This window comes from Streptomyces sp. NPDC012510 (assembly GCF_042955065.1).
In the GTDB taxonomy this organism is placed as follows: domain Bacteria; phylum Actinomycetota; class Actinomycetes; order Streptomycetales; family Streptomycetaceae; genus Streptomyces.
Genome location: NZ_JBIBEN010000003.1, coordinates 211719 through 235695 on the forward strand (window position 1 = coordinate 211719; position 23977 = coordinate 235695).

Here is a 23977-nt window from a genome sequence, read left to right on the forward strand (position 1 = left end):
TGCGCCTGCGTCCGGTCGTAGCAGTAGGCCCTGGGGGCATACCAGGTCGCGCCGGGCGTCCTAGGCCGAACCTTGACCGGCCATGTCGCACATGACAATATGCTATCTCGCAATGCGAGTCACCAAGGAGGCCCTGTGCGTGCCACCGCCGCTCTGCTGGAGCAGCCCGGACAGCCGTTCGTCCTGACCGAGGTGGACCTGGACGAACCCCGCCCCGACGAGGTGCTCGTCCGCGTCGCCGCCGTCGGCATCTGCGGTACCGACCTCGAGTTCGCCAATTTCTTCCCCACACCGGCGCTGCTCGGGCACGAAGGGGCGGGTGTCGTCGAGAAGGTCGGCGCGCACGTCACCTCCGTACGTCCGGGCGACCACGTGGCCATGTCCTTCGCGTCGTGCGGCACGTGCGCGCTGTGCCGCACCGGCTCGCCCGCCTACTGCCGCGGCTTCGACGCGGTGAACTTCTCCGGTCGCCGGCCCGACGGATCCACCGCGGTGACCCACCGGGGGCGAGAGGTCAACGCCCACTTCCTCGGCCAGTCGTCGTTCGCCGACCACGTCGTCGCACCGGAGCGGGCGGTCGTCAGGATCGACCCGTCGCTGGACCTGCTGCGGGCGGGCCCCTTCGGCTGCGGTTTCCAGACCGGAGCCGGTGGCGTGCTCAACGTGCTGCAGCCGCGCCCCGGCTCGTCGATCGCGGTGTTCGGAGCCGGGGCTGTCGGCGTGGCCGCTGTCATCGCCGCCGGACTGAGCGGCTGCGATGTCGTCGCCGCCGTCGACGTGAACCCGGCCAAGCTCGAGGCGGCCCGTGGTTTCGGAGCCACACATACCGTCGACTCCTCGGCCGGAAACACCGCCGAACAGCTGGCCGCCCTCGTGCCCGAGGGGTTCGACTTCGTGATCGACACCACCGGGCGCGAGGACGTCCTGCGCACGGCGGTGGAGGCTCTCGGGCCGCTCGGCCGCGCCGGTGTCATCGGCATCGGCCCGAGCGAGTCGATGAGCTTCGAGTGGCGCAGCATCCTCAACGGGCGCACCGTCACCGGCATCATCGGCGGGTCCAGCCTGCCGCAGCTGTTCCTGCCGCGACTGCTCGACCTCAACGCCAACGGCCGGTTCCCGGTCGAAAAGATGATCACGTTCTTCCCGTTCGAGCAGATCAACGAGGCCGTCGCGGCGGTCCGGTCCGGCGCGGTCGGCAAGGCCGTACTGACCTTCTGAGCGTCTTCCCGAGACGTTGTCGCAGGCGGCGCGACACCTTAGGGTGGCCGACGCCGATGAGGCACCCCGCATCCGGTGGCGCGGCCGGACAACACCGCGCACAGGTCCGAGCACGTGGAGCGTGCCCACCATGTCCGCCGACATCGACTTCGACCACCACTCCGACGAGGCCAACGCCGACCCGGTCGCCTATTACGCGCGCTTCCGCGAGGCCTGCCCGGTCGGGCGGTCCGCTGCACACGGCGGCTTCCACTACACGACGCGGTACGCCGACGTGGCCCGCATCGCCCGTGACGACGAGACGTTCTCCTCCGCCCGCAGCGACCACGGCGGCCAGGGGGTCGGCATCGTCATCCCCAAGGGGCCGGGACTTGAGCAGTACCCGATCGAGCTCGACCCGCCGCGGGCGACCGAGTACCGGAAACTGATCAACCCGCTGCTGACCCCGGAGGCGGTCGAGCATCTGGTCCCCATGATCGAGCGCCACGCCGCCCGCATCGTGGACGAGTTCATCGAGCACGGCTCCTGCGACCTCGTCCGCGACCTCACCAACCCGCTGCCGGCCGCGGTGACCCTGGACTGGCTCGGGTTCCCGGAGGAGGACTGGGCGAAGCTGGCCGGGCCGATCCACGACATCTTCGCCGCTCCGGCCGGCAGCGAGCGCGCCGCGCGCGGGGCCGCCGGACTGGCCTACATGGACCGGCGTATCCGTGAGCTGATCGCCGAACGCCGGACCGAGCCGAGGCCCGACGGGGTCAGCACGCTGGTGGCCGGCCGACGCGCCGACGGCAGCGAGTTCGGCGAGGACGAGCTGGTGTCGGTGATCGGCCTGCTCATCGCCGGCGGTGTCGACACCACCACCTCCCTGACCGGCTCGACCCTCGTCCACCTCGCGCGCCACCCCGAGCAGCGCCGGAAGCTGATCGACTCCCCCGATCTGCTGGACAGAGCGACCGAGGAGTTCCTCCGCGCGTTCGCCCCGTCGCAGTCGATGGCGCGCACCGTCACCCAGGACGCCGAGGTCGGGGGCTGCCCGATGCAGGCGGGCGACCGGGTGCTGATCCCGTGGGTCGCCGCGAACCACGACCCCGCCGTGTTCCCCGACCCCGAGCAGGTACGACTGGACCGTGACGCCAGCCGGCACCTCAGCTTCGGGATCGGGTCGCACCGGTGCGCCGGCGCGCACCTCGCGCGGGCCATGTTCCGCGCGATGATGACCCAGGTCCTGACCCGCCTGCCCGACTACCGGGTGATAGAGGAGGGGCTCGTCCCCTACCCGACGCGCGGCAATCAGTCCGGCTGGGACGCGGTCCCGGCGGTCTTCACGCCCGGCCCGCGGGCGAGCGCGGCGGCCGGCTCGATCCGCGCGCTGACCACACCCACGCCGCTGCGCGTGACCGAGGTCCGCGCGGCGGCCGACGGCGTCGTCGCCGTCGACCTCGTCCTGCCGGACGGAGGCGAACTGCCCGCGTGGCAGCCCGGCGCGCATGTGGAACTGCGTCTGCCCTCGGGCAGGCTGCGCCAGTACTCGCTGTGCGGCGACCCCGCCGACACCACGACGTGGCGCATCGGCGTCCTCCACGAGCCGCAGGGCCGGGGCGGCTCGGTCGAGCTGCACGAACTCGCCCGCCCCGGAGCCACCTTCTCGGTACGCGGGCCGCGCAACCACTTCCCGCTCGTGCCCGCGCCGTCGTACCTGTTCATCGCCGGCGGCATCGGCGTCACCCCGATCCTCGCCATGGTCCGCGAGGCCGCCGGACGAGGCACGCCCTTCACCGTCGTGTACGGCGGCCGCACCCGCTCGACGATGGCGTTCACCGACGACCTCGCCGCCGTCGCCGGCGACGCGCTCACCCTGCTCCCGCAGGACGAGGCCGGCCTGCCGGATCTCCCCCGGCTGCTGAGCGGGCTGGAGGCGGACACAGCGGTCTACGCGTGCGGGCCGGCGCCGATGCTGGCGGCGGTCGAGCACGAGTGCGCCCGGCTCGATCTCACAGACCGGCTGCACCTGGAGCGCTTCGCCGCCGGCGACGAATTGGAGACGGCCTTCGGCGCCGCCGACAACCGCGCGTTCGACGTCCGGCTCGCGCGCACGGGCGTCACCCTCACCGTGCCGCCGGACCGTCGCCTCGTCGAGGTGCTGCGCGATGCCGTCAGCGGCCTCTCCTACGACTGCGAGAAGGGGTACTGCGGCGCCTGCGAGACGCGTGTCCTCGCCGGGACACCCGAGCACCGGGACTCCGTGCTCAGCGAAGAGGAACGCCTCGCCGGACGCACGATGATGATCTGCGTCGGCCGCTGCCACGGCGACCGCCTCGTCCTCGACCTCTGACGCCCGGCCGCCGACCGACCCTCGGGCGCCCCGGACGTCCCGTCCCCGCCGCCCTGCACCGCTCGGGCGACGGGGACGGGACGGGATGGGATGGGGATGGGGATGGGGATGGGAGCGGGACGGGACGAACACGCAACTTCCCCACCGGCAGGCACGGGGTCAGTCGGCCCCCGGGAAGAAGTCGGCGCCCTGGACGTACGCCATCGCCTTCATCCAGCCCGGGTCGCCGAGGCGGCGTTGCATCTCCTCCGGGCTGACGTCCTCCACCCGCGTCTGCAGCCACCACAGGTTGCCCAGCGGGTCGCGTACCCGCCCGATCCGGTCGCCGAAGAAAAGATGCGTCACCTCGGTCACGGACGTGCCGCCGGCCGCGACGGCCCTGCGGTGCGCGGCATCGGCGTCCTCGACATAGAGACGGAGGAAGGCAGGCGTCAGCGGCCAGCCCTCCGGCGCGTCGAACGGCATGACGACCGAGTCGCCGATCCGCACCTCCGCGTGCCCGATCCGGCCGTCCTCCCCTACGACCCGGGCGATCTCCTCGGCGTCGAACGCCTCCTTCAGGTAGTCGATCAGTCCGGCCGTGTCGCGCGAGATGATCCACGGCGTGACGGTGTGGTAGCCGTCGGGGATCGGTTTCACGGTCATCGCCTGCCTCCCGAGTCCATGTGCTCCTTTCGAGGCTACGGCGCGTATAGGTCTGTTTCTGACCTAGAAGCGCCGCGACGGAGCCTTTCGCCCGGCTTCCCGTCCCTCCGGCCGGTCGGCCGGACGGCCCGGTCGGCCGACCGGGCGGCCCACGTGGCAGGATCGGCTGAGCTCCACCGACCTGGCCATCCCGACCGAGAGAGACCTGATGTCTCCGACGATCCGCAGGGCCGTGATCCCCGCCGCCGGACTCGGCTCCCGTCTGCTGCCCCTGACGAAGGCGACCCCCAAGGAGATGCTCCCGGTCGGCGACAAACCGGTCATCGAGCACACCGTGCGCGAGCTGGTGGACTCCGGCATCACCGACATCACCATCGTCGTCTCCGGCGGCAAGAGCCTCATCCAGGACCACTTCCGCCCCAACCCCGCCCTCGTCCGGCAGCTCCGCGAAGACGGCAAGACGGCCTACGCGGACGCCGTGGAGGAGGTCGCCGAACTCGCCCGCCGGGGCCATATCACCTACCTCGACCAGTACGGCCCCTACGGCAACGGCACCCCGGTGCTGAACGCCGCACGGGCCTTCGGAGACGAGCCGGTGCTCGTGTTGTGGCCCGACGACGTCTTCGTCGCCGAGATCCCCCGTGCCCAGCAGTTGATCCGCGCCTACGAGCAGACCGGCTGCCCGGTGCTGGCCCTCCTGCCGATGGACCCCACCGAGTCGCAGCGCTACGGGGTACCCATCGTCAAGGAGGACCTCGGCGACGGCCAGTTGCGCATCACCGGCCTGGTCGAGAAGCCCGAGCCGGCCGCCGCCCCGTCGTCGTTCGCGGCCATCGGCGGCTACGTCGTCACTCCCGGCATCATCGACGAGCTGCGAGAGCAGACCCGCCGCTGGTACGAGCACCGGACCGGCGAGGTCTATCTGACCGACGCCATCAACGCCTACGCCGCCACCCGGGCGGTGTACGGGCAGGTCATCAGGGGCCGCTGGTACGACACCGGCAATCCGGCCGACTACCTGGTCGCCCAGATGGCGTTCGCCCTCGCCCACCCGGAGTACGGCCCGCTCCTGCGCGGCCTGGTCACCGGTCTCGACGCCGACCGTGCCGCCTCCGACGCGGCGGACACCGGCACCTGACCTCCGTTCCCTACTGGGGCCGCCCTCCGATCGTTCCACCGTGAGGACGCGGTGCGCCGCGAGGAGGGCGGCCTGGTTCGGTGCCGAATCCGGCCGGGCACCGTCCGGGCTGCCGATGAGTTCCGGACGAGGCGGTGAAGCGGCGGCCCACCGGGTCGGGCCGGAGGCCGGTGCGGCCGGGCATCGCCGGTGTGTCAGCCCAGGGCGTCGTGGAGTGCGGGGAGCAGGGTCTTCTCCGACCAGTCCAGGAACTGGTGTTGGGAGTCGCCGCCGATCTGTACGAGGGCGATCTCGTCGAACCCCGCGTCGGCGTAGCTCCGTACGGCCGTAACGAAGTCGTCCGGGTCGTCGCCGCAGGGGATGGCCGCGGCCACGTCGTCCGGGGTCACGGACTTGGTCGCCTGTTCGAAGGAATCGGGGTGGGGGAGCTCGGAGTTGACCTTCCAGCCGAGCCCGGACCAGCGGAACTGGTCGTGGGCGCGGTGGACGGCGGTGTCGCGGTCGGGGTCGTAACTCACCGGGAGCTGGCCCACCCTGGGCTTGCCCGTGCCGCCGTGCCGGTCGAAGGCGTCCAGCAGTTCCTTCTCGGGTTCGGTGGCGATGACCAGGTCCGCGGATCGCCCGGCGAGCGCGCAGGAGCGGGCGCCCGAGACGGCGATGCCGATCGGTGGCGGGGCGTCGGGCAGATCCCACAGGCGGGCCGAGTCCACCTGGAAGTGGGTGCCGTGATGGGTCACCTGGCCGCCGTCGAAGAGTGCGCGGATGATGTGCACCGCTTCCTCGAGCATCTCGTGCCGTACGCGGGCCGGGGGCCAACCACGCCCGACCACATGCTCGTTGAGGTTCTCTCCCGAACCGAGCCCGAGCCGGAACCTGCCCTCCGACAGCTGCTGCATGGTGGCCGCCTTCTGCGCCACCACCGCCGGGTGGTAGCGCACGGACGGGCAGGTCACGTACGTCATCAGCGGGATGCGCGACGTGGCCTGGGCCGCCGCGCCGAGGACGCTCCACGCGTACGGGGAGTGCCCCTGGGAGCGCAGCCAGGGGAAGTAGTGGTCCGAGACGACCGAGAAGTCGAAACCCACGTCTTCGGCGCGGACGACGTGGTCCACCAGGTCACGGGGGCCGGCCTGCTCGGTCATCATCGTGTATCCGATGTGCACCATGCGGCTTCGGGTCCCCCTCATGACGCACGGGAAACGCTCGGTCGACCGGAGGTGGAGAGAGAAGGCCGTCGTCCCCGTGCCCGGCCAGATAGGGGGTGACCGGGCACGGGGGCGGCCCGCGCGGTGCGGGATGGGGCGTCGGTCAGGGCATGACCGCCGTCATCGCACGGGCACCGCGAGGTACTGGTACTCCAGGAACTCCTCGATCCCGACCCGGCCGCCCTCCCGGCCGAGGCCCGACTGCTTGACGCCGCCGAAGGGCGCGGCCGGGTTGGACACGAGCCCGGTGTTGAGGCCGACCATGCCGACCTCCAGGCGTTCGCTGACGCGCAGGGCACGGTCGAGGCCCTCGGTGAAGACGTAGCCGACGAGGCCCCAGGGGGTGTCGTTGGCGCGGCGTACGACATCGTCCTCGTCGTCGAAGGTGAGGATCGCCGCGACGGGGCCGAAGATCTCCGTGTCCATCAGCCGGCTCGCGGGGTCCACGTCGGCGAGCACGGTCGGCGGGTAGAAGCAGCCGGGGCCTTCCGGCGTACGGCCGCCGACCAGCACCTCCGCCCCGCGCTCCACGGCGTCGGCGACCAGCTCCTCCACCTTGGCCCGCCCCGCCCGGTCGATCAGCGGGCCGACGTCGACACCGTCCCGGGTGCCGGGCCCCACGACGAGCGCGCCCATCCGCTCGGCGAGGCGCCGCCCGAACTCCCCGGCCACGGAGCTGTGCACGAAGAAGCGGTTCGCGGCCGTGCACGCCTCCCCCATGTTGCGCATCTTCGCGAGCATCGCACCGTCCACGGCCACGTCCAGGTCGGCGTCCTCGAAGACGATGAACGGCGCGTTGCCGCCCAGCTCCATCGAGGTCCGTACGACCGTGTCCGCGCACTGGGCGAGCAGCAGCCGGCCGACTCCCGTGGAGCCGGTGAAGGACAGCTTGCGAATCCGCCCGCCGCGCAGGAGCGGTTCGCACACCTCCCCCGCACGGGAGGTGGTGACGACGTTCAGCACGCCGTCCGGCAGCCCGGCCTCCTTGAGGATCGCGGCGAGGGCGAGGCTGGAGAGCGGGGTCTGCGGGGCGGGCTTGAGGATCATCGTGCAGCCCGCCGCGACGGCGGGACCGATCTTGCGGGTGCCCATGGCCAGCGGGAAGTTCCAGGGCGTGATCAGCAGACAGGGTCCCACCGGGCGGCGGGAGAGCAGCATGCGGTTGCGGCCGTCGGGCAGCGTCCCGAAGCCACCGTCGATGCGGACGGCCTCCTCGGAGAACCACCGGAAGAACTCGGCGGCGTACGCCACCTCCCCCCTGGCCTCGGCCAGCGGCTTGCCCATCTCCGACGTCATCAGGTGCGCGAGCTCGTCGGTGCGTTCGAGGATGATCTCGTAGGCGCGCCGCAGGATCTCGCTGCGCACCCGGGGCGCCGTACGGGCCCAGTCGTGCTGGGCGGCGACGGCCGCCTCCTCCGCGAGACGGGCGTCCTTGGGGCCCGCGTCGGCCACGTGGCAGAGGATCTCGCCGGTGGCCGGATCGTCGACGGGGAGGGTGGCACCGTCGACGGCGTCCACCCAGGCACCGCCGATGAACAGCTGCGTGGGTGTGTCGGTCATGGCGTCTCTCCTGAGGGCTCGGCGGCCGGGTCGAGCAGTTCCGCGAGGTGCACGGCGCGGATGTTTCGGTCTCCGGCGAGATGGTCGATCTGGGTGGCACAGCTGAAGCCGTCGGCCACGACGACCTTCGGCGCGTCCTGGTCGATGCCGTCGAGGCGGGGCTTGAGGGCCAGGTCGGCGACGGCCATCGAGGTGTCGTAGTGCTGCTCCTCGAAGCCGAAGTTCCCGGCGAGGCCGCAGCAGCCCTCGGCTTCGTCGATCTCGCCCACGCCGAGGCGGCGCAGCAGGTCGCGCGGATGGCGGCTCTTGAACGTGGCGTACTCGTGGCAGTGGGTCTGCAGGACGACGCTGTCCGGCAGTGCGGGTGGGGTCCAGTCCGGCGCGGCCAGTTCGGTCAGAGCGCCGGTGAGGGTGTGGACCCGGGCCGCGACACGTCGGGCGGCGTCGGTGCCGAGGAGTTCGGGCACGTCACGCTTCAACGCCGCCGCGCAGCTGGGTTCGGCCACGACGATGGGCCGGTCGTCGCCGTTGTCGAGGCGGGCGACCGTACGGGCCATGACGCGGCGCGCGACGGACAGCTGGCCGGTGCTCACCCAGGTCAGTCCACAGCACAGGTCGTCCTCGGCCGCGCAGGGGAGGCCGGCGTCGGCCAGGACACGGCTCACGGCACCCGCGACCTCGGGGCGGAAGGCGCGGGTGAAGCTGTCGACGAAGAACAGGGCCTTCGCCGGTTCGCCGGTCCTCTCCCTGCGCAGAACCTTGCGCAGGGCCCTCCGGGAGGCGAAGGCCGGGATGCGCCGCTTCGTCGTCACCCCGCCCACGCGGGCGAGGAGTGTGCCGACCGGGCCGCGCAGGAGTGCGTTGAGGGGGCGGGCGGCGTATCCGGCGAGGGCGGAGGTCAGGGGCAGCCAGCCCAGTGAGTAGTGCGAGCGGGGCCGCACCCGTCCCTTGTAGTGCTGGTGCAGGAACTCGGCCTTGTAGGTGGCCATGTCGACGCCGACCGGGCAGTCGCTGGAGCACGCCTTGCAGGACAGGCACAGATCGAGGGCGTCCTTGACCTCGGTCGAGCGCCAGCCGTCCTGGACGGTCTCGCCGCGCACCATCTCCTGGAGCAGGCGGGCCCGGCCCCGGGTGGAGTCGTTCTCCTCACCGGTGGCCCGGTAGCTGGGGCACATCACCCCGCCGGCGTCGCTGCGGCAGCGGCCCACGCCGACGCATCGGCGGACCGCGCCCGCGAAACCGTCCTCGTCGTGCGGAAAGGTGAAGGAGGTGTCCACGAGCGGGAGTTCACGCAGCGCCAGGTTCGCGTCGAGCGGCGCCGGAGCCACGATGACACCCGGATTCAGCAGGCCCTCGGGGTCGAAGATCTTCTTGAAGGCGGCGAAGGCCCCGATCATCCGGTGGCTGTACATGACCTCCAGCAGCTCGCCCCGCGCCCGCCCGTCGCCGTGTTCGCCCGACAGGGTTCCGCCGTGCTCGACGACCAGGGCGGCTGCCTCGCCGAGGAAGCGGCGGGTGGTGGACCGGCCGGCGTCGGTGGCGAGGTCGAAGTCGATGCGGACGTGGACGCAGCCGGCGCCGAAGTGGCCGTAGAGCACGCCGGTCAGCCCGTGGCCGGTGAGCAGCTTGCGGAAGTCGCGCAGATAGGCGGCCAGGTTCTCGGGCGCGACGGCGGCGTCCTCCCAGCCGGGCCAGGACTCCCCTCCGTCGACGAGACGGGCCGCGAGTCCGGCCCCGTCCTCGCGGACGCGCCACAGCGAGCGTCGCTCGGCGGCGCTTGCCACGACCCGTCCGCCGGTCATCCGGCCGTGCGTCCTGAGGACGTCGAGCAGTTCGGCCGCGCGGGCGTTCACCGCGTCCTGGTCGTCGCCGTCGAGTTCGACGTACAGCCAGGCGCGCCCGTCGGGCAGGCCGGTGACGGAGTCGGGCCCCCGCCGGGCTCGCATGGTGGCGACGATCGCCTCGTCCATGCCCTCGACGGCGGTGGGGTTCCAGCGCAGGATCTCCGGTACGTCCTCGGCCGCCTCGACCACGTCGTCGTAGCCGAGGGTGAGCAGTGTGGAAGCCTGTGCGGTCGCCACCAGGCGGACCGTCGCGGCGGTGACGACCGCACAGGAGCCTTCGGTGCCGACCAGAGCACGGGCCATGTCGAACCCGTTCTCAGGCAGCAGGTGGTGGAGCTGGTAGCCGGAGACCTGACGCGGGATCCGGCCCAGCTCGGTGCGGATCGGCGCCAGATGGGCGTCGATCAGCCGTCGTACGTCCGCCGCGAGGCGCGCGACGTGCTCCGCGTCGGCGGGATCGACCGGGTGCAGCCCGGTGCGGTCGGCGACGGCCCGCACGCCGTCGGCCGTCACGATCTCCAACGCCTCTATGTGGCCGCTGGTCCGCCCGTGCCGCACCGACCGGTTGCCGCACGCGTCGTTGCCGATCATGCCGCCGAGGGTGCAGCGGCTGTGCGAGGAGGGGTCGGGGCCGAAGGCCAGGCCGTGCAGAGCGGTCGCGCTGCCCAGCGCGTCGAGGACGACTCCGGCCTCGACGCGCGCGGTCCGGGCGGCCGGGTCGATGCCCAGGATCCGGTTCATGTACCGGGAGAAGTCCAGGACCACGCCGGGCCCGACCGCGTTGCCCGCCATGCTGGTGCCGCCACCGCGCGCGGTCACCGGGATCCCGGTCTCCCGGCAGGCCCGCAGCACCGCGACCACGTCGCCGGTGCCCCGGGGGAAGGCGACGGCGCGCGGCGGGACCCGGTAGTTGGAGGCGTCGTAGGAGTAGAGGCCGACGGCGCCCGGCCCGGTCTCCACCCGCAGACCGGGGGCGGTCTCGGCGAGGCGGGCGACCAGCTGCTCCACGCTCGCGGTCGTCTCGCCCCGCACCGTCACGCGCCCGGTGGTGTGCGTGGTCACCGCACTGCTCCCGAGGTGCCTGTCTCGACCGCGTTCGCCCAGGCCTGGAGGCCCTCGTCCACCGCGGCCTCGTCGATGACGAGTGCCGGGATCATCCGCACGACCTGGTTCCAGGCGCCGCAGAGCAGCAACAGCAGTCCCTCGTCGATGGCGGCGCGCTGCACCCGGGCGGCGGTCTCGGGGTCGGGGGCGCCGTCCTCGGTGACGAACTCGGTGGCCAGCATGAGGCCGAGGCCGCGCACGTCGCCGATGCCGGGCGTCCGGTCCGCCACCGCCTCCAGGCCCTGGCGCAGCCGCTTGCCCATCGCCTCGGTGTTCTCGACGAGCCGCTCGTCGCGTACGACGTCGAGGGTGGCGCAGGCGGCGGCGCAGGCCACGGCGTTGGCGCCGTAGGTGCCGCCCTGCGAGCCCGGCCACGCCTTGCTCATCAGCTCCTCGGACGCGGCGATCCCGGAGAGCGGGTAGCCGCTGGCCAGGCCCTTGGCGGTGACGAGGATGTCCGGGGTGACGCCGAAGTGCTCATGGCCCCAGAACCGTCCGGTGCGGCCCACTCCGGTCTGCACCTCGTCGAGGATCAGCAGGAAGCCGTGCCGGTCCGCCCGCTCGCGCAGCCCTTCCATGAACGCGCGGGTGGCGGGCACGTACCCGCCCTCGCCGAGTACCGGCTCGACGATGATCGCGGCCGTGTCGGCGGGCGAGGAGATCGTCTGGAGCGTGTAGTCCAGCTCCTTCAGGGCGAAGCGGGTGGCGGTCTCCTCGTCCCAGCCGTAGCGGTAGGCGGCGGGGAAGGGGGTGACGACGACCCCGCTCATCAGCGGCGAGAAGCCGGAGCGGAAGCGGGTGCCGGAGGTCGTCATGGACGCGGCGGCCACCGTACGGCCGTGGAAGCCGCCGTGGCAGACGATGATGTTCGGCCGGCCGGTGGCCTGGCGGGCCAGGCGCAGCGCGGCCTCGACGGCCTCGCTGCCCGAGTTGGTGAAGAACAGGCTGTCCAGACCGGTCGGCAGCACGTCGCCGAGCTTCTCGACGAGGCGCTGGAGGGGCTGGTGCATGACGGTCGTGTACTGACCGTGCACGAGCGTGCCCACCTGCTCCCGCGCCGCCTCCACCACCCTGGGGTGACAGTGTCCGGTGCTGGTCACCCCGATCCCGGCGGTGAAGTCGAGGTAGCGGCGGCCGTCCTCGCCGTAGAGGTGGACGCCCTCGCCCCGGACCGCCACCACGGGCGTGGCCTGGCGAAGGTGCGGCGACAGTGCGGTCATGTTCGTCTCCCGGCCGTTGTGTGATGGGCTGCGTGAGCGTGGTCCGCTCCGGCCTTTAGAGCATCCCGGCCGCCGGGGACCGCGACAACGCGTGATCTGTCCAGCGTGGGCGCGGTGTTCGGACGTTGTGTCAACCCTCGGCTCCTGGGCCGGCCGGTGGACAGCTCTTGCGCAGGTCAGCGCCACTTGTCACAGTGGCCGGGCGCCCCCGAGCTCTAGGCTCCACCGGAGCGGAAGGCGCCAGGGAGACACCGTGAACGACAACCGCCCGACGCTTCGTCCACCCGAGACGGACGACCGCGTCCCCGCCGCCGGCCGTGTGCCCACGGTCGCGGACGTCCTGGCCCTGCCCGTCCTGGCCGCCGGGCAGCCCCAGGTGGTCACGGGTCTCCCTCATCTCGACCGGCCGGTGCGGTGGGTCCACATCACAGAGCTGACGGACCCCGCGTCCTTCCTCAAGGGCGGCGAGCTGGTCCTGACGACCGGCATGCCCCTGCCCGACGATTCCGCGGGGGTGCGCCGGTACGTCGACGAACTCGCCGACGTCGATGCGGCGGCCCTGGTCATCGAACTGGTCCGCCGCTACCACCGGCCGCCCGACGCACTCGTCCACGCGTGCCGGGCCCGAGACCTCCCCCTGATCACCCTCGCCAGGGACGTCAACTTCCTGGAGGTCACCCAGGTCGTCCACGCCCTCATCCTCGGCAACCAGGCCGAGGCGATGCGCCGGACCCAGCGCATCCACGAGGCGTTCACCGCGCTGACGCTGCGCGGCGCGGGGCCGGAGGACGTGGTGCGGGCGGCGGCGGAGATGAGCGGCCACACCGTCGTCCTGGAGAACCTGATGCACCAGGCCCTGATCTGCGAGCCGTCCGGCTGCACGATGGAAGCGGCGCTCGCCGACTGGGAGCGGCATTCCAGGGGCGTCGCGCACGGCGGACCCACCGGCTCCCGTGGCACGGTGAACTGGCTGGTCGCGCCCGTGGAGTACCAGGGTGAACGCTGGGGACGGGTGCTCATGCTCCCGGACCGGGCCGACGGGCCGTCGTTCGCACCGGAGCACCTCACCGTCCTGGAGAGAACGGCGATGGCCCTGACCGTCGCCCGTCTCATCCACCCCACGCCCTGGGAGCACACCGCACACCGCAACGCGCTGCGCGACCTGACGGGACAGCGCCACCGCTCGCCCGAGGACGCCCGCGCCCGCTTCGCCGCACTGGGGCTGCCCACCGAGAACAGCCGCTTCCTCGCGGTGCTCGTGGACTTCTCCACGGCCGAGGACGGCTCGGTGCTGGAGACCCGTCTGCCCCAGGAGCTGCGCCGCGCCGGGGCACAGGCACTGGTCGGAGCGCTGGCCCCCGGCCGGCTCGGCATCCTGCTGGCCCTGCGCGCGTCCCGGCAGTGGCGGCCTGTCGTCGAGCAACTTGGCGTCACGGCAAGGGACTTGGCACCGGAGGCGGTGGTGAGCGTCGGCTCTGAGGTCATGGACCTCAATGACACGGCCCGTTCCTTCCGTGAGGCGGCCCGTGTCGCCGAGGCCACCCCACCCGGCCAGCCCCTTCCACCGGGCCGCTCCTTCCACGAGCAGGCCGACATCGGTCTGCGCCGCCTTCTGTACGCCCTCCGCGAGGACGTCCGCGTCCAGGAGTACGCCGAACGGCGGCTCGGGCGACTCGTCGACCACGACACCCGCCACGGCACGGATCTGCTGACGACCCTGCGCCACTACCTGGACTCGGCCGGCAACAAGACCACCACCGCACGCCGGGGCGGTCTGTCCCGCGAGACCGTCTACCAGCGCCTGCGCACCATCGACCGCCTCCTGTCGTGCGACCTCGAATCCGGCGAGCAGCGCACCGAACTGCATGTGGCGCTGGCCGCGCTCGACGTTGTGCGGTCACGCGTTCCCGAACGGCCGGGGGGAGTAGCCGAGTGACGGCGCGGCCGGAACTGAGCGCGGGCTTGGTGCGCTTCATCGGTCTGGCCGAGGTCGCCGCCGGCGGCGGGCTGACTCAGAGGGCCAGCAGGCCGGCCGCCGTCTCCTTGAAGCCGCAGGCATCGAGGTAGAACGGACGCAGGTGCTCCGCGAAGTCCACGTGGAGCCACGCGCACTTCGCGGCACGGGCTTCGTCAGCAGCGGTGGCGACCAGTGCGGCGCCGACACCTCGCGCCCGGTGACTCGGCGCGACAACCGTGTCCAGGACGAAGGCATGGACTCCGCCGTCCCAGCCGACGTTGACGAAGCCGATCAACGAGCCGTTCTCCTTGGCACACACCCAGCCGAGACTGTGGCGTTCGAGCCGTGCTCGCCAGTCGGTCCGAGCGACCGGGTGGCCGAACCCGTCGGCGTGCAGCGCGTTGAGGGTCGCGTTGTCGAAGTCGCCCCGCCATTCGTAGGTGATCGTCACCCTCCGATCGTATGCCCCCAGGCCCAGGGGCCGGATCAGCGCGGCGAGGTCCTCCGCCACCTCACGCGGGTGTGTTGCCCTCGTCCGGTACCTCGGAACGGCCGTGGCCGCGCAGGTCGGGAACGACGCATGCCGAACCCGGCGGCGGTGATCCGGAGGAAGCGGCGGCGGTTGGGGGGTGGGCCGGGCGTCACGGGGGGGTGCGGCTCTGCCATCGGTGGTCTGTCCTCTTTCACTCGACGTTGAGTGCGGGAAGGTCGGGGAGGGCGGTGAGCCGGTGCGGTCCCCCGTACCGCACCGGTTCCCCCGCTCGGTCAGCGGCCCCGGTACAGGACCAAGGTGCCGAGCGGGCCCAGCTTCGGCCGCTGACCGGCGCCGATCACCTTGCCGGCGGCGAGGTCGCGGGCCGGGCCGAACCGCTGCCGGGCGGGCAGGGTGAACGTCTGGTCGGTGGTGGTGTTCATGGCGACGAGAGAGGCGACCCCGCATTGAGCATTGCCCTACGAGCCATCAGCCTCCCATGGTGTAGAAATCGTTTACCTTCCGCTTTCATCACTCACGGGCGCGACGGGCGTGCATCCGCGTCACGGTTCACTCTTTCGGTCGTCACCGGTGTCCGGGGGCAGGCGGTCGGTCGCGGGTGGGAGGAAGGGGCGGAGGCCGGGTGGGAGGAAGGGGCGGAGGCCGGTGCCGGTGGACCGTCGTGGGCGGCTGGAGCGGCGGGGCCGGAAGGCCTCGAGGGAGGAAGCCGCGGAACCGTCGGGTCGTGCGGGGTGTTCGCGCCTATCGTGGAACGGCACACTGACGGTCGGCGCCGAGGCGGGCTGGACATGAGGGAACCGCATATCGACTATGCGGAGGTTTTCCGGGCCCTGCCCGGAATGGTGGCACTGCTCACCCCCGACCTGGTGTACGTCGACGCCAACGAGGACTTCCTGCGTCTGGCCGGACGCACCCGCGAGCAGTTGCTGGGCCGGTACATCTTCGACGTCTTCCCCGAGAACCCGAACGAACCCTCCGCGGCGGGCATGCGGGAGACCGAGGCCTCGATGCTGCGCACGGTGGCCACCGGCGAGCGCGACACGATGGCGCTGCTCCGCTACGACATCGAGGACCCGGAGCGGCCCGGCCGCTGGCAGGAGCACTACTGGAGCCCTGTCAACGCCCCCGTCCTCGGCCCGGACGGGAAGGTGGCCCTGATCGTGCACAGGGTCGAGGAGGTCACCGAACTCATCCGCGCCCGCGGCGGGCCGGGCGGCGGTGGCGACCGCGCCCGGGTGCTGGAGGCCGAGCTGTACACCCGCGCCCGTGAGTTGCAGGAGGTCAACGAGCGGCTGCGATCGGCCCACGCCCACGAGCGCGAGGTGGCGCTGGCCCTGCAGGCGGCGATGCTGCCCTCGCCCGGCCCGGCCGGCGCGCACGGCGCCGCCGTGCGGTACCGGCCGGCCGTCGGCGCGCTGAACGTGTGCGGCGACTGGTACGACCTGGTCACCCTGCCCGGCCGCGGTCTCGCCGTCGCCGTGGGCGATGTCGTCGGGCACGGTCTGGCGGCCGCATGCGCCATGGGGCAGTTGCGCAGTGCGCTGAGTGGGGCCACCCGACTCACCCATGATCCGGCCCAAGCCCTGGAGGCCCTCGACCTCTACGCCCGCTCGGTCGACGGCGCCGAGTCGACGACGGTGGTGACGACCTTCATCGACTGGGACAGCCACAGCATCACCTACAGCTGCGCGGGCCACCCACCGCCCGCCCTGGTGCACCCCGACGGCACCGTGGTCTTCCTCGACCACGCCACCGACCCGCCGCTCGCCGCCCGGCCCACCCACGCCCCTCGCCCACGGGCGCACGCGCCCTTCGTCGACGCCGCCACCCTGGTCCTGTACACCGACGGGCTGATCGAGCGCCGTACCGAGAGCATCGACACCGGTCTGGAGCGCCTCGCCGACTCCCTCGCCCGCCATCGCGAGCTCGACCCCGAGACCCTGGCCGACGCCCTGCTCGCCGATCTCCTGCCCGCGGCGGGCAACACCGACGACACCGCGCTGATCGTCCTGCGCCTGTGACCCGTCACGGCCCCACCGCGGCCCTGCGGCGCCGCGCCGGTCCGACGGCCGCCCTGCCCCGGGCGGGCGACTGTCACCTGTCCCAGATCTTGCGGTAGCCCTCCTGGTAGCCCGACGGGTTCCAGCTCGTGGCGTCCTCGCTGTTGTCGGCTGTGCTGATGTGGACGGGGGCCACATAGCCGCTGGCGGGCCGGTCGGAGAAGGCGCGGTTGAACTCGTCCACGATCTGCCACCCCTGCAGCGTCAGCGGCTCGGGGACGGTGGCCGCCTGGTACTGCTCGTTGTTGATCCGCTGGAAGGCGGAGGGGTCCCCGTCCCCGGCACCGATGTTGAAGGGCGGGCCGGAGCCCTCCTTGCCGGCCGCCCGGAAGGCCGGCGCCGCGTCGGCGAAGTACAGGTCGTTGATGGCGACGGAGTGGGTCCACCGGTCCGGGAAGCGGGACAGGAGCGAGGAGACCTCACGGGGTGTACGGCTACTGGCGTCGGGGATGGGGATGTTCTCGTACGACAGGAGGCGCACGCCGGCGCAGGTGGCGAGTTCCTTTCTGATCAGGTCGGACTTGTTCTTGGCGAAGGGGATCGAGGCGTCGGTGAAGACGACGACTCCGGCGTCGCCGTTCGACGTCGAGATGACCCACTGCGCGCTGATCCTTGCCACGTTCTCGACCCGGGTGGTGATGTTGGTGAAGAGCGGGGGCTGCCGGCTGGGGCCGGGGGCGGCGACCGCGTGCCAGCCGATGAGCGGGATGCCTGCCTCGTCGGCCCGCGCGACCTGCTGCGAGGTCGCGGTGGGGTCGAAGCCGCCGATGACGATGCCCGAGGGCCTGAGGGCCACGGCCTCGCTCATCGCCGCCTGGATGCCGGCGGGGGTGCCACCGCCGTCGATGACCCGGACGTTCCAGCCGATGACCCGCGCGGCCTCGCGCACGCCCTCGGCGGCTCCGGCGACTCCCGGATTGGTCATGGTCTGCGCGACGTAGACGATGGTCCGGCTCCCGGCGACCGCCGCGGGGCCGGTGGTCGGGCCGTTCCACGGGACGTCGGTCCGCTCCGCCCGGCCCACGGCGGCGCGGGCCTCGGCGTGGGCCTCGGGGCAACCGCTCGTACCCGAGGCGTCGCCCTCCGGATCGCCGGACGAGCCGCGTTCGCAGCCGGTCAGGAGGACGGCGGTCGCGGTCAGGAGAACGGTCGCCGCGTACCGGGCCTTGTGTGCTCCGGCGTTGGCCTTGCGGTGGTGGTGCACGGGGACTCCTCGCGGAGGGACGAGCGGGAGGACGCCGCCGGGGTCGGCGGTGTCGCGCGCGGCGTGGGTCATGGAGGGCCGCCCGTCGTGTCGGCGCCGGGTGAGTGGCCGGGCGTGGGGGCGGACGCGGCGCGGTCCGCGACGGCGCCGTCGCGGACCCGGCGGCGGGCGGTGTAGCCGGCCAGGCCGACGGCGAGGAGCAGCGTTCCGCCGTGGAACAGGGGCACCGTCCAGAAGTCCGCGCCCAACTGGGCGATGCCGGTGAGACCGACCGCGAGCACGGCGACGGCGACGAGGGTGCCCATGGCGTTGGGACGGCCCGGTCTGATCGCGGTGGAGCCGAGGAGCGCCCCGACGAAGGCGGGCAGCAGGTAGTCCAGGCCGACGCTCGGATTGCCGATCTGCTGCTGGGCCGCGAGCAGCACTCCGGCGCAGCCGACGATCAGGCCCGACGCGGCGAAGGCGCAGACGGTGTACTTGCGGACCGGGATGCCGACCAGGTCGGCGGCGCGTGGGTTCGACCCGACGACGTACAGGTACCGGCCGATGGGCAGCCGCTCCAGCACCAGCCAGAGGGCCACCGCGAGGACCAGCACGTAGAACGCGGGGACGGGCAGGCCGAGGAACGTGGAGGTGTAGAGGTCGGTGAAGGCGGCCGGGAGGCCCCCGGCGCCGGGGACGATCCGGCCTCCGTCGGTGATCCAGCCGGTCACGGCGTACATCATGCTGCCGGTGCCGAGCGTGGCGATGAAGGAGTCGATCCGGCCGAACTCGACGACGACACCGTTGAGGACACCTACGACCAGTCCGCCGACGACCACGGCGAGACAGGCGAGCGGCCAGGACCAGCCGGCTTCGACGATCAGGTACAGCACCATGACATGGGCCAGGCCGAGGCCGTAGCCGATGGAGAGGTCGAACGCGCCGGTGACGATGGGGACCATGGCGGCGAGGGCCAGGACGGCCGGGATCGACTGGGTGGAGAGGATCGAGTCGACGGTGTCCGAAGTGGGGAAGGTGCGCGGCAGGGCGAAGGAGAAGACCACCACGAGCAGGGCGGTGAGGGCCAGGAGGCCGTAGGCGCCGATGAGGTGCCCGCCCAACCCGCCGCGCGGGCGGGGTCGACGCGGCCGTTCAGGTCGGCGTGGGCGCGGAGCGGGCGGGGGGTGCGGGGCGGTCACGGGTGCGTCGCGGTGCCGGAGGGGGGCAGGGCCGAAGCCGCCCGGGTCAGTCCGACGACGGTGAGGGCCGGACCGCTCAGGTCGGTTGTCACGGAGCCTCGGACGAAGACCAGGGCGCGCCCGCACACCCTCGCGACCTCCTCGAAGTCGGTGGAGATGAGGACGACCGCGAGACCTCCGGCGCGCGCCTCGTCGAGCAGACGGTGGACGGCGGCCTTGGCGCCGACGTCGACGCTCGCCGTCGGCTCCTCCAGGATCAGCAGACGCAGGCCGGTCCTCAGCCAGCGGCCGATCATGACCTTCTGCTGGTTCCCGCCGGACAGGGTGGCGATGGGGGCCTCGCTGTCGCGGGGACGCACCGAGAACCGTTCGATCAGGGCGGCGGCGTGGGCGCGTTCGCGGCGGGGACCGATCCAGCGGGGTGTCGGCCCGGCCCCGGCGCGAGGGTTGGCCAGGAGGTTCTCGCGGACGGTCAGTTCGGCGAGGCAGCCCTCCCGCTGCCGGTCGCCGGGGACGAAGGCGACACCGTGTTCCACGGCGTCGGCGACCGTGCGGGGGCGGTAGGGGCGGCCGTCGAGCAGAACCGTTCCGTCGCGGAAGGGCCGGGAACCGGCCAGGGCCCGGCCGAGGTCCATGTGTCCGGCGCCCGAGAGGCCGACCAGGCCGAGGGCTTCCCCGGCTCTCAGCTCCAGGTCGACCGGTCCCGCTCCGGAGGTCCGTACGCCGTCGAGGTTCAGGACCGGTGGGCCTTCGGCCGGCGCGGGGGCGGGGGCGGGTCGGTGGTGGGCCGGTTCCTCGCCGGTGATGTCACGCACCAGGCGGATGGGGCTGTGCCCCGCCGTCGAGCCTTGGCTGACGAGGTGGCCGTCGCGCAGGACGGCGAAGGCGTCGGCGACCTCGTACACCTCGTCCAGGCGGTGGCTGACGTAGAGGATGCCGTGGCCCCGGTCGCGCAGGGCGTGCAAGACGCGGAACAGGCGGGCGCAGTCGGCGGCCGGGAGCCGGGCGGTCGGTTCGTCGAGGACGATGAGCCGCGCCCGTGCCGCCAGTGCTCGGGCGATGGCGACCAGGGACCGTTCGGCCGGGTCGAGGTGGGTGATCGGGGCGTCCGGGTCGAGGTGGCCGCCGACCCGTGCCAGGGCCTCGGTGCAGCGCTCCCGGGTGCGGCGCCAGGAGATCAGCCCGGCGCGGCGGGCGTATCCGGTGGTCAGGGCGATGTTCTCGGCGACCGTCATCCACTCCACCAGACCGAGGTCCTGGTGGATGAAGGACATGCGGCGGGAGGCGGCAGGACTCCCGAGGGGGTGCCCGTCCACCGTGACGGTGCCCGAGTCCGCGTGGTGGACACCGGCGAGGATCTTGATGAGCGTGGACTTCCCGGCTCCGTTGGGGCCGAGGAGGGCGAGGACGCTGCCGGGGTGGACGTCGAGGTCGACCCCGGCCAGGGCGAGGGTGCCGCCGAACCGTTTGACGAGCCCTCGGACACGGACCAACGGTTGCGCCCTGCCGGGCGGGGCCGGCTGTGCAGAGGTGTCGTGAGCGTCGTGCACGGACAGCTCCGGGGATCGGCACTGGCGGGTTCTTCCCGACTTGCGTCAGTGATACTAACCGTACATATCACTTCATTGACGGCATTTCGTCGCCATCTCTGACCCCAACGGACGAGCGGAGTGCCCCGAGGGCCGTCGCGTCAGCCGCCGTCGAGCCCGCATTCCGCCCAGATGACCTTGCCGTCCGGGGTGTAGCGCGTGCCCCAGCTCTGGGAGAGCTGGGCGACGAGGAACAGTCCGCGACCGCCCTCGTCGGTGGTGGCCGCCCGGCGCAGATGGGGGGCCGTGTTGCTGGTGTCGGCGACCTCGCAGATCAGGGAGCGGTCATACAGCAGCCGTACGCGGATGGGGCCGGCGCCGTGACGGACGGCGTTGGTGACCAGTTCGCTGAGCATCAGTTCGGCGGCGAACGCGGCCTCGTCCAGCCCCCAGTCGGCCAGCTTCCGTAGGGCCGCGGCGCGGACCTCACTGACGACGGCCGGGTCGGAGGGCAGCTCCCAGGCGGCGATCCGCCGTGGGTCGAAGGCGTGGGTGCGGGCGACGAGCAGGGCGATGTCGTCGCCCGGGTGTGTGGGTGCCACGGTGTCCAGGACCACCCGGCAGGTCTCCTCCGGTGTGCGTTCGGGGTGGGCCAGGGCCACGCGGAGCTGGTCGAGGACCACGTCGACGTCGCGGTTGCGGTCCTCGATGAGTCCGTCGGTGTAGAGGACCAACTGGCTGCCCTCGGGGAGGTGTATGTCCACGGCTTCGAACGGCAGCCCCCCGAGTCCTAGCGGAGGTCCGGCGGGCAGGTCCGGGAACGACACGTCGCCGTCGGGCCCGACCAGCGCGGGCGGCGGGTGGCCCGCGCGCGCCAGGGTGCACTGCTGGGAGGTCGGGTCGTAGACGGCGTACAGACAGGTCGCGCCGATGATGCCGCCACCGTCGGAGACGGGGTCCTCCCGGTCCAGTCGTCCCACGAGGTTGTCGAGGTGGGTGAGGACCTCGTCCGGCGGGAAGTCGAGCTCGGCGAAGCTGCGTGCGGCCGTACGGACGCGCCCCATCGTCGCGGCGGAGAGCATGCCGTGGCCGACGACGTCCCCGACGAAGAGGCCGATCCGGGAACCGGAGAGCGGGATGACGTCGTACCAGTCGCCGCCGACGTCGGACTCGGCGGGCAGATAGCGGTGGGCGACCTCGACGGAGTCCTGGTCGGGCAGGCCCTGCGGGAGCAGGCTGCGCTGCAGGGCCAGGACCATGGTGCGTTCGCGTGTGTAGCGCCGGGCGTTGTCGATGGAGAGCGCGGCGCGGCTGGCGAGTTCCTGGGCCAGCGAGCGGTCGTCGTCCCCGAACGGGGCGGGATCCTGGGCCCGGTAGAAGGCGGCGACGCCCAGGACCACACCCCGGGCGACCAGGGGCACCGCGATGAGGGAGTGCACGTGGCTCAGCAGCCGTCCCGTGTGCTCGGGGTCCTGCGCGAGCCAGCCGGCCGCCGTCCTCAGATCCGGTTCCAGCAGTGCCTCTCCCCTGGTCAGACAGCGGAGCTGGGGCGCCGTCGGGCCGTAGTCGACCTGTTTGCCGACCGGGCTGAAGGGGAGGTCGTCACGGATGCCGTGGACCACCGTACGGCGCAGGTCACTGCGGGGGTCGGCGGCCTCCTCGCCGCGCAGCACGGGTTCGGCCAGGTCGATGGTGACGAAGTCGGCCAGCCGTGGGACCGCCGTGTCGGCGAGTTCCTGGGCGGTGCGGCGTACGTCCAGGGTGGTGCCAATACGGGTGCTGGCCTCGGACAGCAGCTCCAGACGACGGCGGGCGGCCAGCGCGTAGGTGCCGACGTGGGGCTCGCCCACCATGATGAGGCCTCTCTCGGGGGCCGGGGTGACGGGGCGGCCGTCCGGCTCGTCGTCGGCGGCGGTGGGTTGGGCACCGGGCGGGACGGCGGTGGTGGGCGGGGTGACGCCGACGGCATGTGGAGCGATGCCCGGGGTGGGCGGAGTGATGTCGGTGGCGGGGGAATATCCGTCGACGGTGAGGCCGTCGGCAGGGAGCCCGTCGGCCCCGGCGCCGTCGACGCCCCCGGTGATCTCGCCGTGTGCGGTGTCGCGCTGGTGGCCGGGCACCGCAATCGCGGACAGCGGGCCGGCCTTCGCAGCCAGGGGGGCGCCCTCGAAGCGCCGGCCCAGCGGGGTGTCTGCGTGCTCGACAGAGCCCACGAGGCCGACGGGGACCACCGGTCCGACAGGCGACGCGGGGGAGCCGTCGAGGAAGCCCCGCACCCCCTCCTCCAGCCCGCGCGGTACGACAAGAGGCTGAGGCGCCTGGGGGCCGGGAAGGACGGCCTCGACCGCGATGCCCTCCACCCCGGAGGCGCTCGTCATCAGGCGGCTCACGAGTCTGACCATGCGCCCGTCCGTCAGGGGCACGTCGACGGCGGCCCGCTGCGCGCGGGAGATCAGTTCGGCGGCCTTCTCCAGGAGCGTCGCCCGGTCGCCGGGGCGCAGTCCGAGGGCCAGTTCGTCCACGCCGACGCTGTGGTGGGGACCCACGCCTGCCTCGGTCCCGGCGTCCAGGTACGCCTGCAACAGGGAACGCTCACGCACGGAGCTCTGCCCCAGCAGCCGCCGTTCGATGGCGGCGGCCGCCTTGCGTATCACGGCGGACAGCGCCGGGTGCTCGAAGCCGCGCGGGTACCCGAAGCAGAGAACACCCTCGATACGGCCGCTGAGGGGGTCACGCACGGGGAGGGCTCTGCACGCGCTGGCCTGGGAGCGTTCGGCGAAGTGCTCGGCGCCGTACACCCGGATGAGACGTCGTTCCGCGAGGGCGAGACCGATGCCGTTGGTGCCGGCGAACCGCTCGGCGAACACGAAGCCCGGGACGGTCTGGATGTCCGGGAGCCCTCTGGCCAGGGACGCCTCACCGAAGCGGCGTAGGAGAACCGTGCCGTTCTCGTCGGCGACGGAGATGTTGATGGCGCTGCCGGCGAACCTCGATTCCAGCCGGTCGAGCACCGGTACGGCCGCGCGGGCGATCCGGTCGTCCCGGTCGAAGTCGTCCCGGAAGGGGAGGTCGGACTGGTCCGGCGAGAGCCCCAGGGACCGGCAGCGCTGCCAGGAGTTCAGGATCGAGCCGCGTACGCCCGTCTCCAGCGACTCGCCCTGCAGAAAACGCTCGCGAAAAAGGGTGGGGCCCGTGCCGTCTGTCGCACGTCCCGTGAGTACCGGCTCTCCTTCGGACCGCACCACGCTGGCCTCACTCGCGCCCTGGACAATCCGCTTATCGGAAAT

At 72.5% G+C, this 23977-nt stretch carries 16 protein-coding genes; 5 read left to right on the forward strand and 11 right to left on the reverse strand.

The genetic code is table 11. The features are described 5' to 3' along the window. Positions 1–135: 135 nt before the first annotated feature. Complete coding sequence (locus ACFY9I_RS06390) at positions 136–1218, forward strand: alcohol dehydrogenase catalytic domain-containing protein (RefSeq protein ID WP_390997421.1); 1083 nt, start codon at positions 136–138, stop codon at positions 1216–1218. A gap of 130 nt (positions 1219–1348) precedes the next feature. Beyond that, complete coding sequence (locus ACFY9I_RS06395; RefSeq protein ID WP_390997424.1) at positions 1349–3550, forward strand: cytochrome P450; 2202 nt, start codon at positions 1349–1351, stop codon at positions 3548–3550. Between the two features lie 159 nt (positions 3551–3709). On the opposite strand, the gene ACFY9I_RS06400 is transcribed toward ACFY9I_RS06395, so the two are convergent. Further along, on the reverse strand, positions 3710–4195 hold the full coding sequence (locus ACFY9I_RS06400; RefSeq protein ID WP_390997427.1) for a VOC family protein: 486 nt from the start codon (positions 4193–4195) through the stop codon (positions 3710–3712). A gap of 208 nt (positions 4196–4403) precedes the next feature. On the opposite strand from ACFY9I_RS06400, the gene ACFY9I_RS06405 reads away from it, so the two are divergent. Beyond that, complete coding sequence (locus tag ACFY9I_RS06405; RefSeq protein WP_390997430.1) at positions 4404–5333, forward strand: sugar phosphate nucleotidyltransferase; 930 nt, start codon at positions 4404–4406, stop codon at positions 5331–5333. A gap of 194 nt (positions 5334–5527) precedes the next feature. Here ACFY9I_RS06405 and ACFY9I_RS06410 read toward each other — a convergent pair whose 3' ends face one another. The 4 genes from ACFY9I_RS06410 to ACFY9I_RS06425 all read right to left on the reverse strand — a co-directional run bounded on the left by ACFY9I_RS06410 (position 5528) and on the right by ACFY9I_RS06425 (position 12266). Then, the gene (locus ACFY9I_RS06410; RefSeq protein WP_390997433.1) at positions 5528–6499 is read right to left on the reverse strand and encodes a TIGR03557 family F420-dependent LLM class oxidoreductase; all 972 of its coding nucleotides are present in this window, start codon (positions 6497–6499) and stop codon (positions 5528–5530) included. 159 nt (positions 6500–6658) lie between these two features. Further along, positions 6659–8098 carry an aldehyde dehydrogenase family protein gene (locus ACFY9I_RS06415; RefSeq protein WP_390997436.1) on the reverse strand — a complete coding sequence of 480 codons (1440 nt, stop codon included), beginning with the start codon at positions 8096–8098 and terminating at the stop codon, positions 6659–6661. Beyond that, positions 8095–10974: an FAD-linked oxidase C-terminal domain-containing protein gene (locus tag ACFY9I_RS06420; RefSeq protein ID WP_390998068.1), complete on the reverse strand. Its 2880-nt coding sequence runs from the start codon at positions 10972–10974 to the stop codon at positions 8095–8097. The genes ACFY9I_RS06415 and ACFY9I_RS06420 overlap by 4 nt, the downstream gene beginning before the upstream one ends. A gap of 26 nt (positions 10975–11000) precedes the next feature. Continuing rightward, entirely contained in the window at positions 11001–12266 is a 1266-nt protein-coding gene (locus ACFY9I_RS06425) for an aminotransferase class III-fold pyridoxal phosphate-dependent enzyme (protein ID WP_390997438.1), read from the reverse strand. Positions 12267–12519: 253 nt separating this feature from the next. Between ACFY9I_RS06425 and ACFY9I_RS06430 the strand changes: the two genes are divergently transcribed. Next, on the forward strand, positions 12520–14202 hold the full coding sequence (locus ACFY9I_RS06430) for a PucR family transcriptional regulator ligand-binding domain-containing protein (RefSeq protein ID WP_390997441.1): 1683 nt from the start codon (positions 12520–12522) through the stop codon (positions 14200–14202). A gap of 76 nt (positions 14203–14278) precedes the next feature. Here the strand turns inward: ACFY9I_RS06430 and ACFY9I_RS06435 are convergent, their stop codons facing one another. Together ACFY9I_RS06435 and ACFY9I_RS06440 are read right to left on the reverse strand one after the other, a co-directional pair. After that, positions 14279–14674 carry a GNAT family N-acetyltransferase gene (locus ACFY9I_RS06435; protein WP_390997444.1) on the reverse strand — a complete coding sequence of 132 codons (396 nt, stop codon included), beginning with the start codon at positions 14672–14674 and terminating at the stop codon, positions 14279–14281. 314 nt (positions 14675–14988) lie between these two features. Further along, positions 14989–15138 (reverse strand): hypothetical protein, encoded by a 150-nt coding sequence (locus ACFY9I_RS06440; protein WP_390997446.1) that lies wholly within the window; start codon positions 15136–15138, stop codon positions 14989–14991. A 366-nt stretch (positions 15139–15504) separates the two neighbouring features. On the opposite strand from ACFY9I_RS06440, the gene ACFY9I_RS06445 reads away from it, so the two are divergent. Continuing rightward, positions 15505–16737, forward strand: coding sequence for a SpoIIE family protein phosphatase (locus ACFY9I_RS06445; protein WP_390997449.1), 1233 nt, complete (start codon positions 15505–15507; stop codon positions 16735–16737). Positions 16738–16810: 73 nt separating this feature from the next. On the opposite strand, the gene ACFY9I_RS06450 is transcribed toward ACFY9I_RS06445, so the two are convergent. From ACFY9I_RS06450 to ACFY9I_RS06465, 4 genes are all read right to left on the reverse strand, one after another. Next, complete coding sequence (locus tag ACFY9I_RS06450) at positions 16811–17980, reverse strand: substrate-binding domain-containing protein (protein ID WP_390998070.1); 1170 nt, start codon at positions 17978–17980, stop codon at positions 16811–16813. 68 nt (positions 17981–18048) lie between these two features. Next, positions 18049–19161 carry an ABC transporter permease gene (locus ACFY9I_RS06455; protein ID WP_390997452.1) on the reverse strand — a complete coding sequence of 371 codons (1113 nt, stop codon included), beginning with the start codon at positions 19159–19161 and terminating at the stop codon, positions 18049–18051. Next, a complete protein-coding gene (locus ACFY9I_RS06460) occupies positions 19158–20711 on the reverse strand; it encodes an ATP-binding cassette domain-containing protein (RefSeq protein WP_390997454.1) in 1554 nt (517 codons plus the stop codon). Before ACFY9I_RS06460 ends, ACFY9I_RS06455 begins: the two co-directional genes overlap by 4 nt. A gap of 140 nt (positions 20712–20851) precedes the next feature. Then, positions 20852–23935 carry a SpoIIE family protein phosphatase gene (locus ACFY9I_RS06465; RefSeq protein WP_390997457.1) on the reverse strand — a complete coding sequence of 1028 codons (3084 nt, stop codon included), beginning with the start codon at positions 23933–23935 and terminating at the stop codon, positions 20852–20854. Positions 23936–23977 lie beyond the last annotated feature (42 nt).

Bases quoted from the DNA above. Each gene is read 5' to 3' on its own strand.
- ACFY9I_RS06395 (WP_390997424.1), top strand. From the start codon at position 1,349: ATGTCCGCCGACATCGACTTCGACCACCACTCCGACGAGGCCAACGCC.
- ACFY9I_RS06400 (WP_390997427.1), bottom strand. From the start codon at position 4,195: ATGACCGTGAAACCGATCCCCGACGGCTACCACACCGTCACGCCGTGG.
- ACFY9I_RS06405 (WP_390997430.1), top strand. From the start codon at position 4,404: ATGTCTCCGACGATCCGCAGGGCCGTGATCCCCGCCGCCGGACTCGGC.
- ACFY9I_RS06410 (WP_390997433.1), bottom strand. From the start codon at position 6,499: ATGGTGCACATCGGATACACGATGATGACCGAGCAGGCCGGCCCCCGT.
- ACFY9I_RS06415 (WP_390997436.1), bottom strand. From the start codon at position 8,098: ATGACCGACACACCCACGCAGCTGTTCATCGGCGGTGCCTGGGTGGAC.
- ACFY9I_RS06425 (WP_390997438.1), bottom strand. From the start codon at position 12,266: ATGACCGCACTGTCGCCGCACCTTCGCCAGGCCACGCCCGTGGTGGCG.
- ACFY9I_RS06440 (WP_390997446.1), bottom strand. From the start codon at position 15,138: ATGAACACCACCACCGACCAGACGTTCACCCTGCCCGCCCGGCAGCGG.
- ACFY9I_RS06445 (WP_390997449.1), top strand. From the start codon at position 15,505: ATGAGGGAACCGCATATCGACTATGCGGAGGTTTTCCGGGCCCTGCCC.